Origin of the sequence: Stenotrophomonas sp. (assembly GCF_032066555.1) — a bacterium.
Classification (GTDB): domain Bacteria; phylum Pseudomonadota; class Gammaproteobacteria; order Xanthomonadales; family Xanthomonadaceae; genus Stenotrophomonas.
The window spans coordinates 250272-263658 of record NZ_DAMBKV010000005.1; the positions used below are offsets into that span (position 1 = coordinate 250272).

General features: G+C 60.0%; 12 protein-coding genes. 8 read left to right on the forward strand and 4 right to left on the reverse strand.

Going from position 1 to position 13387, the window contains the following annotated elements; all coding sequences use genetic code 11:
* Nucleotides 1-8: 8 nt before the first annotated feature.
* The 4 genes from RT131_RS09295 to RT131_RS09310 form a co-directional block, all read right to left on the reverse strand.
* A complete protein-coding gene (locus RT131_RS09295) occupies nt 9-506 on the reverse strand; it encodes a type VI secretion system tube protein Hcp (protein ID WP_057628616.1) in 498 nt (165 codons plus the stop codon).
* A gap of 146 nt (nt 507-652) precedes the next feature.
* Nucleotides 653-2143, reverse strand: coding sequence for a type VI secretion system contractile sheath large subunit (gene tssC / locus RT131_RS09300; RefSeq protein ID WP_313172267.1), 1491 nt, complete (start codon nt 2141-2143; stop codon nt 653-655).
* Between the two features lie 3 nt (nt 2144-2146).
* Nucleotides 2147-2647, reverse strand: coding sequence for a type VI secretion system contractile sheath small subunit (gene tssB / locus RT131_RS09305; protein WP_313172269.1), 501 nt, complete (start codon nt 2645-2647; stop codon nt 2147-2149).
* 32 nt (nt 2648-2679) lie between these two features.
* Nucleotides 2680-3306 carry a tetratricopeptide repeat protein gene (locus RT131_RS09310; RefSeq protein ID WP_313172272.1) on the reverse strand — a complete coding sequence of 209 codons (627 nt, stop codon included), beginning with the start codon at nt 3304-3306 and terminating at the stop codon, nt 2680-2682.
* 239 nt (nt 3307-3545) lie between these two features.
* Here RT131_RS09310 and tssJ point away from each other — a divergent pair, with 239 nt between their 5' ends.
* The 8 genes from tssJ to RT131_RS09350 all read left to right on the forward strand — a co-directional run bounded on the left by tssJ (nt 3546) and on the right by RT131_RS09350 (nt 13288).
* Complete coding sequence (gene tssJ, locus RT131_RS09315) at nt 3546-4157, forward strand: type VI secretion system lipoprotein TssJ (RefSeq protein WP_313172273.1); 612 nt, start codon at nt 3546-3548, stop codon at nt 4155-4157.
* 221 nt (nt 4158-4378) lie between these two features.
* Nucleotides 4379-5713, forward strand: coding sequence for a type VI secretion system baseplate subunit TssK (gene tssK, locus RT131_RS09320; RefSeq protein WP_313172275.1), 1335 nt, complete (start codon nt 4379-4381; stop codon nt 5711-5713).
* On the forward strand, nt 5713-6504 hold the full coding sequence (locus RT131_RS09325; RefSeq protein ID WP_313172277.1) for a DotU family type IV/VI secretion system protein: 792 nt from the start codon (nt 5713-5715) through the stop codon (nt 6502-6504). Before tssK ends, RT131_RS09325 begins: the two co-directional genes overlap by 1 nt.
* Nucleotides 6505-6514: 10 nt before the next feature.
* Nucleotides 6515-9376 carry a type VI secretion system Vgr family protein gene (locus tag RT131_RS09330; RefSeq protein WP_313172279.1) on the forward strand — a complete coding sequence of 954 codons (2862 nt, stop codon included), beginning with the start codon at nt 6515-6517 and terminating at the stop codon, nt 9374-9376.
* Nucleotides 9373-9885 carry a hypothetical protein gene (locus RT131_RS09335; protein WP_313172281.1) on the forward strand — a complete coding sequence of 171 codons (513 nt, stop codon included), beginning with the start codon at nt 9373-9375 and terminating at the stop codon, nt 9883-9885. Before RT131_RS09330 ends, RT131_RS09335 begins: the two co-directional genes overlap by 4 nt.
* 11 nt (nt 9886-9896) lie before the next feature.
* The gene (locus RT131_RS09340; protein ID WP_313172283.1) at nt 9897-11777 is read left to right on the forward strand and encodes a TIGR02594 family protein; all 1881 of its coding nucleotides are present in this window, start codon (nt 9897-9899) and stop codon (nt 11775-11777) included.
* Nucleotides 11701-12489, forward strand: a complete 789-nt coding sequence (locus RT131_RS09345; RefSeq protein WP_313172285.1) for a hypothetical protein — start codon at nt 11701-11703, stop codon at nt 12487-12489. The genes RT131_RS09340 and RT131_RS09345 overlap by 77 nt, the downstream gene beginning before the upstream one ends.
* 139 nt (nt 12490-12628) lie before the next feature.
* Entirely contained in the window at nt 12629-13288 is a 660-nt protein-coding gene (locus RT131_RS09350) for a hypothetical protein (RefSeq protein ID WP_313172287.1), read from the forward strand.
* Nucleotides 13289-13387: the final 99 nt, after the last annotated feature.

A 13387-nucleotide genomic window follows, 5' to 3' on the forward strand; every position in this document is an offset into this window, starting at 1 on the left:
ACACATCATCAAACGGTGTAGTTCGGGATGTTCTTGGTTGCGCTCCACTGCGCCACGGTCTTGCCACCAACGCCGCCTTCCGGCTTCTGCTGCTGGTAAGTCCACTTGATGGCACCAAAGCTCAACTGCACCACTTCCTGCGGCATACCTTCCTTGTCAACCGTAGTGGTGACGCGGTGTACCAGCACGTTCAGCAGCTCGACCAGGTAGTAATTGATCGCGTTGCCGTCCTTGTCAGCGCGCATGAACTCAACGCGTGCCTTGGGGAAGGTGGTGCCGTTTGCAGCGGCCTGGTTAAGTGCCGTGGATGCGAGGTCGATCGACTTGATGATTTCGATCGGCGACAGGTTCACGCGGGCTGCCGTGGTACCACCGGAGGTGGAAGCAGTCGCCGAACGCGGCTGCAGCAGGTCCTGCGAGAAAGACTGGATTTCAATCCAATCCTTGTGCTTGTCGTCGTGCGACTCACCCTTGATGGTGTCAATGGAAAGAAAAGCGTGCTGCATATCTGGTCTCCTAAATTCCGTTCTTCCGTGAGATTGTTTGCCAGGCGGGGGCCTGGCGGTTGAGGGGGGCTTCGCCCTCTAGAAATGTGCGCCACCGCGAGGAAGGGACCGAGGTCCCTACCCGACGCTACAGCAACATCAAAACATCACGACTTTTTCGCGGACGCCGGCAATTCGGCGACCAGTCGCAACGAAACAGACAGCTCATCGAGCTGGAAATGCGGCCTGATAAAGGCCACCGCGCGGTAGACACCGGGCTTGCCCGGCACTTCCGAAACCTGCACAGACGCTTCGCGCAACGGGAACTGCGCCTTGGCTTCCTGGCTGGCGTTGTCGTCCAGCAATACGTACTGGGCGATCCAACGATTCAGGAATTCCTCGACGTTGCCCGCGGAGGCAAAGCTGCCGATCTTTTCGCGCATCATCGCCTTGAGGTAGTGAGCGATGCGCGAAACCGCGAAAATGTACTGCAGCTGCGCAGACAGGATCGCGTTGGCATTGGCCGAATCGGTGTTGTACTTCTTCGGCTTCTGTGCCGACTGCGCGCCAAAAAATGCGGCGTAGTCGGTATTTTTACAGTGAACAAGCGGCATGAAGCCGAGGTCGCTGAGCTCTTTCTCACGACGATCGGTGATGGCCACTTCGGTCGGGCACTTCAGCGCCACCTCACCGTCATCGGTACGGAAGGTGTGGGTCGGCAGATCCTCGACCAGACCACCACCTTCAACGCCACGAATCGCAGCACACCAGCCGTAGCTTTCGAACGCCTGGGTAAGGCGTGCACCCGCCGCATAGGCGGTGTTGCACCACAGGAACTTGCTGTGATCCGCGGCTTCGATCTCCTCGACGAAGTTGAAGCCCTCGACCGTGGTGCCATCCTTGGGGTTGTACGGCAGGCGGCCGAGGAAACGCGGCAGCGTCAGGCCGACGTAGCGGCTGTCCTCGCTCTCGCGGAACGACTTCCACTTGGCGTACTCAACCGTGTCGAACACCTTGGCCAGGTCGCGTGGCTTGCCCAGGTCAGTAAACGACTCCAGACCGAACATGCCTTCGCTGGCAGCAGACAGGAACGGCGCGTGTGCGGCAGCAGCCACATGCGACATCTGCTCGATGAAGTACATGTCTTCCGGCTGACGACCGAGGTAATAGTCGCCGATCAGCGCGCCGAACGGCGCACCACCGAAGGTGCCGAACTCTTCTTCGTAGACCTTCTTGAACAGTGCGCTCTGGTCGAAATCAATCGCGGACTTGAAGTCCTTGACCAGGTCCTTCTTCGGCGAATTGAAGACCTTGATCTTCATGTTCGGCCCAGTGGAGGTCTGCGAGCACAGGTAGTGCAGGCCGCGCCAGCTGCCTTCCAGCGCCTGGAATTCCTGGGCATGCATCACCGCGCTGAGCTGCTCGGAAATGATCCGGTCGATCTCGGCGATGCGCGCATCAAGGGTCAGGTTGAGGTTGTCCGACACCACCACCGTGCCGTCCATGACCTCCTGCGCCAGCGCGGAGATGATGTCCTTGGCACGCTCGTGCTCCGTGCGCGACTTGGCAACCTTGCTCTTTTCAACGATCTGGTCGAGAAGATCGATCTCTTCGGTGACCGCTTCCTGCGCGGCCAGCTGTGTGGCTTCAGATGCCATCGCTTATTCCTCCTTCGCCGCGCCGAGCTTCTTGAGTTGCTCGGTGTTGTTGAGCACATCCGTCAACAGGTCCTCGAGCTTTTCATTGCCCGCCAACTTGTTGCGCAGATCGGCCAGCTTGGTGCGCGACTCCAGCAGGCGGCGCAGCGGATCGATCTGCTGGACCACGGATTCAGGGCGGAAATCCTCGATCGAGTTGAACTTCAACTCCACGCCGAACTCGCCGCCGCTCTCGCTGATCTTGTTCGGCACGCGATAGACCGCGCGCGGACCGGCGGCTTCCATCACTTCGTCGAAGTTGTCGAGGTCGACGTTGACGAACTTGCGATCCTTGACCTTGGGGAGCGGGTTTTCCGGCGTGCCACTGAAGTCACCCATCACACCAACCACAAACGGCAGCTCTTTCTGCTCGATCGCGTCGCCCTTCTCTACGTCATAAGTAAGCTGCACGCGCGGCGGCCGGATCTTCTGTAGCCGCTTTTGAACGCTGTCCTTCTTGGCCATGGGTGTCTCCTGACTGGTCCTGTTGATCCGGCTTAATTGCCAATGTTCTGGAAGGGATCGGCGCCGTTGTCGCGTGCCGGACGCGCCGGTGCAGGCTGGGCAGCTGCCGGCGGCGTAGCGCGGCGCCCGGCGGCGGTGGAACGCGTAGCCTGTCGCGTGGCGCGCGGCTTCGGCTTGCCGGTTTCAAGAATGGCGTCGCCCATGGTGGAGCGCAGCGTTGTGACCAGGGTCTGTGCTTCGCGCTGTGCGGTTTCCGAGGCCAGCGCGCCGCGCCCATCCAGGCGCTGCAACGACTCATTGGCGATACGGAAGCCGGCGACAGTCAGCACGCCGTCGGCGACAAGATCATCGGGATCGCGTTGCAGCACTTCTTCCGCTGCCACGATCGCGCGTGCATAGCGGTTCTGGTCGAACTGCAGCTGGGCGATACGTACCCACGGCTCCTTGCGCGTGGGATCGGCTTTCGCAGCGAGCTCAAATGCGCTGATCGCTGCATCGGCACCTGCCGTCGACACCTGCGCCTCGGCATTGGCCAGCGTTACATCGAAAGGAACTTGTGCTGCCTTCTTCGGCGTGGATGCACATGCGCCCAACCCCGACACCAGTGCCAACGCCAAAATCGAACGACGTGTTGCCGCCCCAAACACCTTCACATCCATAGTGATTCCTTCGTCGAAATAAGTTCCTAAAGGGAGCCGCATTTCCGCCGATACAACTCGCGGGAATCCAGTCCCAGCGGCGGCAGTGTACATTCGGGAATGCGCGCCGGTATAGTCATTTTCGAAATCGCGATCTGTTTGTTCTGAACATTTCCTTCACATCGCCGTGTTGCACTCGCAACCAGATGTCATCGTTCACCCGTTGTTTTCTTGGCGCCCATCACTAAATGAATGCGTACATGAGCAAACTTTTGCGTGTGGTTTCACTCCCAACTTTCATCCTTGTTAGCACCATCGGGTTAGGTGGCTGTGCTTCCGGCAGCAAACTGGGCAAGGCCATGGACAGTACACTGCAAGCAGTTGGCCTGCGTGAAGCCAAGCCTGAGAAACCTCCGGTAGTTCCGCTGAAAATCTACGCCGGGACCAATCTCAATGCAGGCAATGACAAGCGCGCCAGCGCTGCGGTTCTCAAGATCTATCACCTGCGCAGTGCACAGCGTTTCGAGCAGGCCACCTTCAATGCATTCCTCGACCAGGCCGGCGAACAGGCCGCACTGGGAGCGGATCTGCTATCGGTCAACGAAGTAGTACTGACACCGGGTGTACGGCAGGAATTGTCCGAACAACTAAGCGATGGCACCGCTGTGATTGGCGTCGTTGCGCTTTTTCGCTCCCCGGCCGAGAACCGTTGGCGCATGGCCTTTGACGCGCGCACGAAGAACCTGCCCAGCGATGGCATAACCATTGGTGTCCACGCCTGCGCACTCACTACCGATAGCAGTGCGTTGAGCTCACGCATCTCCGGGGACCCCGGCAGTTTGGCCTCGGTGCGTTGTGCCGGCGCCCGCTGAACAGCACGCATTTTTGCGGCAACCTCAACATTGCAGCGCAGGCATGCGCTAGTATCTTTTGCGTTCGCACCACAAGCTGTGATGAAAATCATGATGTGAATGGAGTTTTCACATCACGCTGCAAAGCTGCCAACAACGCGAATCAAGCGGCTTGAGCAGCATGCTGGATGCAACGCGCCGACAGGATTTCCAAGGATTGAAATGTGGCTTACGTAAGCAGGATGTCGAAGGTTTTATGGGGTGAAGGTTTGTTCCTGCGCCCACAGCACTTCCAGCGTCAGGACGCCTATCACGAGGCACGTCTGCAGGACCTGTCCCAGACGCTGCACCCCTATGCCTGGGGCACAAGGCGTGTACGTTTCGATCCGCATGCGTTGACCGGTGGAACCTTGCGACCGCTGGACCTGTCCGCAGTGTTCCCCGACGGTGAGAGCTACGACGCGCCGGTGCATGACAGCCTGCCCGACGCTGTGTCGCTGCAGGACCTGCCAGCGGGGGTACAGGCGACGATTGTGTATCTCGCATTACCGCTGTTGCGTGATGATGGTCGCAATTGCGCCGACGCCGAGGGCAGTGTGCTCGCGCGTTACCGGCAAGCCAACCGGGTTTCGGATGACTTGTTCACCGATGCGGCCGAGGCTGAGCTGGCTTACCTCAGCAAGGCGGTGAAGCTGCTCACCGACGATCAGCCCAAGGACGCCTACACCACCGTACCGGTTGCACGCGTGCGCCGCACGTCAAGCGGCGGCTTCGAGCTTGATGATGAATTCATCCCGCCGTGCGCACAGCTGCAGGCCTCCCCCTTCCTGCATCGCGAGCTGCGCTCGGTGCTGGATGCGTTGCAGGCCAAGGTGGATGCGCTGTACGGCCTGCATCGGCAGACCTCGCAGAACATCATCGAATTCCGCTCAGGCGATATCGCCTCGTTCTGGCTGCTGCATACGATCAACTCGTCGTTCAGTGCCCTGGCGCATCTGCTGCATCACCCGCAGCTGCACCCGGAGCGCCTGCACCAGGAATTGCTGCGCATGGCCGGCGCCCTGCTCACCTTCTCCAACACCTATCAGTTGAACGATCTTCCGGTGTATCGCCACGACCAGCCGGAAGCCTCGTTCCGCAAGCTGCTGGAAATCGTACGCGCCCTGCTTGAGACGGTGATCTCCACGCGTTATTTCAAGATCGCGCTGAACGAGATCAAGCCGTCCTATCATCTTGGCCGGCTCGATTCGCAGCGCATCGACGGCGAAGCGTCGTTCTATCTGTCCGTGTCGGCTTCCATGCCGGCGCAGGACCTCATCCAGACCGTCCCGATCCGCTTCAAGATCGGCGCACCGGATGATGTGGAGAAATGCGTTCTTTCTGCGCTGCCCGGCGTGAAGCTCACCCACGCCGCGCAGGTACCGGCCGCTATTCCGGTACGGCCTGGCAGTCACTATTTCGAAATTGATCCGCGCGGCGCGCTGTACGAGCGCATGCTCAAATCGCAGTCGCTGATGATCTACGTCCCGGCCGGCATTGCCGACCTGAAACTGGAACTCGTTGCGGTGACCACCTGATGAATTCACACCTGCCTCCCACCCCGGGCCCGATGCCGTCACTGACCGGCAATGCGGCCATGGCCAACAGCACTCCGATCACGGCGGCTCCGCAAAGCCTGCAGGATCTGATGTCCGATGGTTTCTACCTGCTGTTGTTACTGAAGCGCGGGCAGTTGCCCAACGACGCCGAGGGCTTCGTGCAGACCGTGCAGAAGTTCCTCGACGGCGTCGAACGCAATGCAATGCGCCTTGGGATCGCAGCAGAGGACGTATATGCCTCCAAGTATGCGTTCTGCGCTGCGGTGGACGAAGCCATCCTCTCCCAGCCTTCGCCACTGCATGAAGTATGGGAACGCAGCCCGCTGCAGTTGCGCATGTTCGGCGAGCATCTTGCCGGCGAGCATTTCTTCGACAAGCTTGAGGAGTTGCGCCGCCAGGGTGGTCCACGCCTGCCGTCACTGGAGGTGTACCACTACTGCCTGCTGATGGGCTTCGAAGGCAAGTATCGCCTGGAAGGTACAGAGAAGCTCGGTTATCTCACCGCGCGACTTGGCGATGAGATCGTCTACCTCAAGGGCAAACGCCACGGCTTCGCCCCGCATGCATTGCCACCGGACAATATCCGGAACCAGCTGCGCCGGGTCATCCCGTTGTGGTTGCCAGCCGCAGTTGTTGGTTGCTTCGGCGTGCTGGCCTTCATCGGCCTGCGCACCTACATGGGTCACGATACCCGCCAGCAGTTGGCGGCCTACAACAACGTCGTGCAAATGCCCGAGCGCACTGCACACATCACGATCACCTTGCCATGAGCCTGTCGATATGGACATCCCGAGCTCCTCGTTGTCTGCCGCGCTCGCCGCGCTGTCACACCAGAATCGTCTGATCAAACTGCAGGCCCCGCATGAGGGCCTGGTGGTTGAGCGCTTCGAGGGCCAGGAGGCCCTGTGCGGCGTCACGCGGCTGCAGATCGACTGCCTCTGCACCGACGCGTACCTGGAGACAGATGGTTGGCTGGAACAGCCACTGACCCTGCAGCTTCAGCTGCCGGACGGGTCGCCGCGACAGTGGCACGGCTTGTGTACCGACGTGGCGCAGCTGGGCAGCGACGGTGGCCTTGCCCGCTACCAGCTCACGCTCGAACCGTGGACGGCACTGCTACGCTTGCGCCGCAACGCGGTGATCTTCCAGGACCTGGATGTACGCGCGATCTGCGGGCAGATTTTTGATGATTACCCACAGGCGTCCTATCGCTTCGATATCGAAGCCGCCTTGCCACAGCGCCCGATCACCACGCAATACCGCGAGAGCGATTGGGAATTCATCAGTCGGCTATTGGCTGAAACTGGCTTGGCCTGGCGCATCGAGCAAACCCAGGACGGCGATGGCGCACATACCTTCGTGGTGTTTGAGCCTCAGGCCGAATTGCCTGACCTCGGCAACATCCGCTTTCATCGCATTGCCGCCAGCGAATCCAGTGACGGCATAACCGGCTTCAGCGAGCAGCAACAGCTGGTTCCCAACAGCAGTACCGTTGCCAGTTGGCATGCCGACAAACTCAACGCGATTGCAGGGCAAGCCAACGCACAAAGCGGTGACGTTCCGCCGCTGGAAGTGTATGTGCAGCCGCGGGCTGGCCGCTTCAACGAGTCCACCTGGGCGCAGAACGAGGCCCAGGCGCGACTGGACGCGTTGCAGGTTGCCCAACTGCTGCATAACGGCAGCAGCAGCGAACGCCGCATGGCGGCGGGCGCACGTTTCAACCTGACCCAGCACCCGCAACATGAGGGCAGCCAGTTCCAGGTGCTGGTCGTCGCCCACGCCGCCGTGAACAACCTGGAAAGCGGCATTGCCGAGCTGCTTGGCGATACCGCCCTGGAGCGCGGCAGCTATCGCAACAACTTCATCGCGACCGCGGCCAGTGTGCCGGTGCGTGCGCTACCGCATGACCGCCCTACCCTGCACGGCCCGCAGACCGCCCGCGTGGTTGGCATCGCTGATGCTGCACTCACTCCCAACCGCGAACACCAGGTGCGCGTCCAGTTCGGCTGGCAGCGTGGCAGCGCCCCGAACGCCGGCGGATTGAGCGAAACCGGCAGCGCCCAAGCCGGCCACGCGCCCGGCGACCAATCCAGCGGCAGCTGGGTGTCCGTCGCCGAATGGATTGCCGGCCCCAACTGGGGTACCGCCTTTCTTCCCCGCATCGGCAGCGAAGTACTGGTGGAATTCCTGCACGGCGACATCGATCAGCCGCGCATCACCGGCCAGTTGTACAACGGCAATGTTGCGCCTCCCTTTGGCGGCGGCATTGACGACAACGCAAAGCATCCAGGTGTACTCAGCGGGCTGCATACACAAGCGCACGATGGCAGCGGGAGCCAGCAGTGGCTGATCGACGACACCCCCGGCCAGCTACGCACACGCCTGCACAGTTCACTTGCCGACAGCCGGCTTGAACTGGGCTACCTGATCCAACATCAGAACACGGAGCGCGGCGCATTGCGTGGCGAAGGTTTTGAACTGGCGACGCAGGGCTGGGGCAATGTGCATGCAGCCGAGGGCTTGCTGTTGTCCGCCAGTACCCAGGAGCGCGCAGCGTCAACGGTGATGGACAATGCCGAGGTCATTGCCCAGCTCAGGGGTGCCGAACGCAGCCTGGAGCAGATGCAGCAGACACTGCAGCAACAGCAGGTCCCGGGCCTCAACGCGTGGCAGCACACTGGTCAGTTGCGCGAGCAGATCGATCCCAGCGTGGACGGCCGCTTCCAAGGCGTAGTGAATGGCCAGTCCCAGTTCAAGCCCAGCGATGGCCGTACACCCGGTGAGCAAGCGGTTGAGCGCTTTGCCAAGCCGCTATTGCTCGCTGAAGCACCAAATCACATTGCCTGGACGACACCCGCAAGCGCGATTGCGTTCGCCGGGCAGAACCTGCAATTGACCGTACAACAAGACCTGCACGCCAGCAGCGGGGAAACCATCGCTGCGGTCTCCGGCGGCCAGGTTTCGCTGTTCGCGCAAGCCGGCCCGGTGCGGTTGATTGCTGCCAACGGCCCCGTCAGCCTGCAGGCCAACGACGGCGAACTGGAACTGCTGGCCGACCAGGCCATTACCATCACCGCCACCGACCAGCGCATCGATGTACTCGCCAAGAGCAAGGTGGTCCTGCAGGCAGGCAGCAGCGCAATCACCCTGGAAGGTGGCGATATCACCTTCAGCTGCCCTGGGGAGTTCAAGGTCAAGGCGGGCGAGCATCCATTCCTGGGCGGCAGCAGCGATGCACCGGCCTTGCCGGCACTTCCCGCCGGCCTTTTCGCGTTCAAGGAAAGCCTACGTTTCGCTCTGGAAGGCAGTGATGCGTTGGCCGCGGACCTGGGCTGGAAAGGCAAACCGTTCCGCATCAACGATGCCGATGGCAAAGAAGTTACCAGCGGCACCGTTGGCGAGGATGGCCGCCTGCCACGCGTCATGGCCGACGGTCTGGGTCGCCCTTTGACATTGCAGGTTGGCGAGGATAGTTGGGACAAAATTGCTTCCAGTGCAGGTTTGCCGCCAGAGAATGACGGTGACAACCCTGACTTCGAAGGCGTAGATCCATTCCTTGGCCAGCCAAGCGACCCACCCACCGGCTCGCTCACTTCAGAGCAGATCCTCGAACTCCTCAACGAATCTCCGGCATCCACATGAAGATATTTTCGCTCCTCATGCTTCTGTGCCTGAGCTGGGTACCGGCCGCCCAAGCGCAACAGTACGCCTCCGGCAACACCGACATCAGAACCTCCCAAGGCACCCTGCGCGTCAACTCTGGCTACGTCAGCCATTTCAATGCCCACAGCTTTCACGTCTACACTTTCCAGTATCACCCTGCGTCCGATGGTGCGGTGTGGAATCAGCTGCCACTGCTACCAAGCTCCGAAGCACCCCCTACCGAATTCCTTGTCAAAGTCACTGCTACCGCAGACTTTCCGTTGCGCGACGCGCGCGTAGTCGTTGAGTCAAATGACGTTGCCTTGTACGTCGCACAATTGAAGTTCAAGACAACGCCGTACGACGAAGACAGCACTGTTGAGATGTACCGCTATCTGCTCAAGCAGCAACCAGATGAAGAACGCTGGGTGTGGGTGCTCGACACCACCCGACTGCTTCCAAAGGGCGTGAATGTCACGCAGGCGTTGACCAGAATTTCCAATCGATAGGCGGATACCGGATGACCACCTATATCAGCGCAACTTTCGACAGGGAAACTCGGACCGTGGAGTTCACCGCCGACACCGGCGACAAGCTCATCCGCAGTGGCGGCACGCTGGCTTGGTTACTGAACAATCCAGGCAACCTGCGGCCCGGCGGCAAGTACCAGAAAATGATCGGCGAGGCCGACACCAAAAGTGGGAAATTCGCCATCTTTCCGACTGCTGAAGACGGACGGGATGAGAAGCGAGCCTTGCTGCGGCGCAAGTACAACGAAATGACATTGCACGATGCCATGCATGTCTACGCACCAGAGGACGAGAACGATACTGCTGCCTACCTGGCGTTTGTCCGGAACCGCTCTGGTGCTACTGACGACACCGTCATCAAAGATATGACGCCGGAGCAGTTCAACGGCATGGTCGGCGCCATGGAGCAGTATGAGGGCTTCAATGCCAATGCTGATTCGCGCAAAGAGCGCATCGTTCACGCCACTCAGGTCACGTTGTCAGACGGTGCCAGGCCATTGCCTGCTATCCCCGTTATCGTTCGCAGCAGCGCCACGGGTGAGAGAAAGGCTTCTACCAACCAGAATGGTGTACTCCCGACTTTCGTTACCCGCCAACCAGGCGAATTGATCGAACTGTTCCTGGACGAATCCGGCAAGCTCGGCACAAAAATTGGCGAATTTGCCTTGCAAAAAGCCTCGTCCTCGCTGATTTTTGCTCGCCAGCTGATGACCATTGGTGGTAACTCACAACCCCACAACCCTACCCGTACTGCCGATGTCAGCCGTGCTCCCCTGCGCTACGTGGTGCAGCCGGGCGACACGCTCGCTTCAATCGCGGCGCGATTCAAGACATCCGTCGGCGAGCTGACAGCAAACAACCAGATCCGCAATCCCAACCGCATCTATCCAGGCCACGTTGTTTGGATCTACGGCAAGCCGCAGACCACAGCCGCCAATGACCCCGGACCGGCGGCCCCACCCAAGCCACAGCCCCTCGTATACAGCGTCCGGTCTGGCGACACGATGGGCAAGATCGCCGATCAACATGGCACCAGTGTGCAGGCTTTGATGGCAGCCAACCCCTCCATCAGGAACGCCAACCGGATCAGTCCCGGACAGAAGCTGACGCTACCGGCAGGCGCGAGGCCCACTTCCGGCGGAACACGCGCTGCGGATAATGCGACTGGCGCGCGAGCCACACCCCCTCCTTCGTTGATCAGAACCCGCCCCCGCACACCGCCGTCAGCGATCAGCCGCAGCGCGCCGGCACCGGCCTTGCAAGCGCGCGATACCCGTAGCCGGGAAGGCCAAGGCCATCCCATTGCGATCATTCCTTTTTCGCAAACGCGTGCGCCGTGGATCGAACACGCCTACACCCAGGCGAGCAAGTGGGCGGGAAAGAAAGAAGACGAGATCAGCCAGACTGTGAATTTCCATTCCGAACTAGGCTACGGACGGCAATTCACCAGTCTGTCGGGTAGCTCAAACGCCTGGTGCGCGTCGTTCGTGAACTGGTGCCTACGCAGCGCGGGTTATCCCATTTCTTCGCCGTACCCCTACCGTGCGCGGTCCTTCGCCGCAGATACTACCAATTTCAGCCAGATCGACGAACCCGTGTATGGCGCAATAGGTCTGGTAGGAACTTCGCACGTCGGCTTCGTCTATTCGATGGATCGCGAGCGGCCTGTTCTATTGGGCGGGAACCAAAGCGATCAGATCAACTTCGTCCGATTCAACCCTGCGACCCTGCGCTATTACGTACCGACAAGCTATCTGCCCTTCGCTCAGAAGGAACTAAAGGAATCCAAGCTCGATGAACTGGCTGCTGCTGATCTCAACACCGCCCTCGGCATCGTCGTCGCCAAAAAAGCCGGGGGCAATACGCGCTGACACAGCTCTGTTAGCGTTGGCAGTAGCGCTTCTATCGGTATTCGCCACACCAGGCTGTAGTTCACCCACGTCAGTTGACACAGCAGAAGTTTCAAAAGCAAAGGCAGTAGCCGCGGTGAAGCCGGAGCGCATGGCGAAGGTGCAGGTACGCGCCGATTTTCCTCTGGACCAACTAAAGCGCATGTTCAAAGGCACGCTTGTAAAGCAGCTCGCGTTCGACGACAAAGATGGTCACGGACTACTTCTGCTTTCACGCAATGAGGAAACACTGCAAGAGGACGCCACTGAAGAGTCCGTCGGCCATATCACCTTGATTGCGGAACAGTTCATTCGCACTACCCCTGACGCGCCATGGACCTCGCGCTGGCAGGTTGAGCAGTCCATCTCATGCGAAGGCCTTGATCTTGACGCCGGCTATTTTCTGGAGCAGACGCAGGCAACAGACCTGGATGCAGATGGCCGTGCAGAGCTGACGTTCGCTACCCACAGTTTCTGCGGAGGAGGCATCGACCCTCAGCAACTGCGTATCGATCTACGCCAGGGTGATCAGCAACACTTTGTGGTGAACGGCGACTCGCTCGTGGAGATCGAAGGCGACCCACCATTCGGTGGCGAACGCCGTGATGATCCGAACGTAGCCAAAGCATTGCCGCAAATTCGGGCACACCTGGACAACGTCTGGACGGCGATCAAACGCGGATCTACTCATTGAACAGGGCTCGCCCGGACCAGGCTGTCGTTCACCACCAAAGCTCTAGCCAGGCGCATGCGCACAGTTGCGTCAGTGACGGCAGCCGGGACAACATCGCAGACGTCTACAAAGACATTCTCAGCAAGGAGAACGAGGTCAAGTGACGCGGCAAGAAGTCGGCAGACGTCTATTCACAGCCGCCACGCTTGGTATCGCACTCGTCGGCTGCGATGCGAGATCTTCCCGTGCTCAGTCTCCTGCGGCAGCAACTACCGCCGCAGCTGCCAGCGCAGGACCTTTGATCGAAACCACGCCAACTGGTTTGGTCTATCAAGGCAACGCAATGAATCTCGGCGCACCGATGAGCGAATGGATACAAGCGCTGGGCCAAGACTATCGAAGCACCCAGCCAAGCCCCGGCCTTACCGTACTGGTTTGGGACAAGCTTGGCATCCGTGTCTACCCCGACAACGGCAAAAGCCCCAATGCCACCATCGTCACCATTGTCCTGAACCATATGGACCGCGAAGCTGCTGGCTTTGAAGTCGCTGCGCCCGGCACCGAGCTGGAACCACTACACGTCTTCAGTCAGCCGCTATCCTTGCAAGGATTGGTGATCACGAACCGAACGACGGTGGGCGATCTGCGCGTTGCAGGCGGTGAAGCTTGGGATTTCAGTTGCACCAAAGGTGTAGCCACGTGTTTCACTCACCGCACCGATCTTGCGCCGGACCAGCTATCCATCGCGTTCGCCGTTGACGGCCGGATCGAGGACAGTGTGATCTATACGGTGGAGCTGCAGCAGGCTGCACCGCAATAACCAACCCGCCATCGGCAAGCAGAGCGTTAGAATGCGCACCCCATGTGTCGACTCCCCGCATTTCAATGCCAAGCTAAATTAGAGGTTTCCGGTTCGTGG

Coding starts and splice junctions, on each gene's coding strand:
- RT131_RS09330 (WP_313172279.1), top strand. CDS start 6,515: ATGGACATCCCGAGCTCCTCGTTGTCTGCCGCGCTCGCCGCGCTGTCA.
- tssB (WP_313172269.1), bottom strand. CDS start 2,647: ATGGCCAAGAAGGACAGCGTTCAAAAGCGGCTACAGAAGATCCGGCCG.
- RT131_RS09335 (WP_313172281.1), top strand. CDS start 9,373: ATGAAGATATTTTCGCTCCTCATGCTTCTGTGCCTGAGCTGGGTACCG.
- RT131_RS09310 (WP_313172272.1), bottom strand. CDS start 3,306: ATGGATGTGAAGGTGTTTGGGGCGGCAACACGTCGTTCGATTTTGGCG.
- RT131_RS09345 (WP_313172285.1), top strand. CDS start 11,701: ATGAACTGGCTGCTGCTGATCTCAACACCGCCCTCGGCATCGTCGTCG.
- tssC (WP_313172267.1), bottom strand. CDS start 2,143: ATGGCATCTGAAGCCACACAGCTGGCCGCGCAGGAAGCGGTCACCGAA.
- RT131_RS09340 (WP_313172283.1), top strand. CDS start 9,897: ATGACCACCTATATCAGCGCAACTTTCGACAGGGAAACTCGGACCGTG.
- RT131_RS09325 (WP_313172277.1), top strand. CDS start 5,713: ATGAATTCACACCTGCCTCCCACCCCGGGCCCGATGCCGTCACTGACC.
- RT131_RS09295 (WP_057628616.1), bottom strand. CDS start 506: ATGCAGCACGCTTTTCTTTCCATTGACACCATCAAGGGTGAGTCGCAC.
- tssJ (WP_313172273.1), top strand. CDS start 3,546: ATGAGCAAACTTTTGCGTGTGGTTTCACTCCCAACTTTCATCCTTGTT.
- tssK (WP_313172275.1), top strand. CDS start 4,379: ATGTCGAAGGTTTTATGGGGTGAAGGTTTGTTCCTGCGCCCACAGCAC.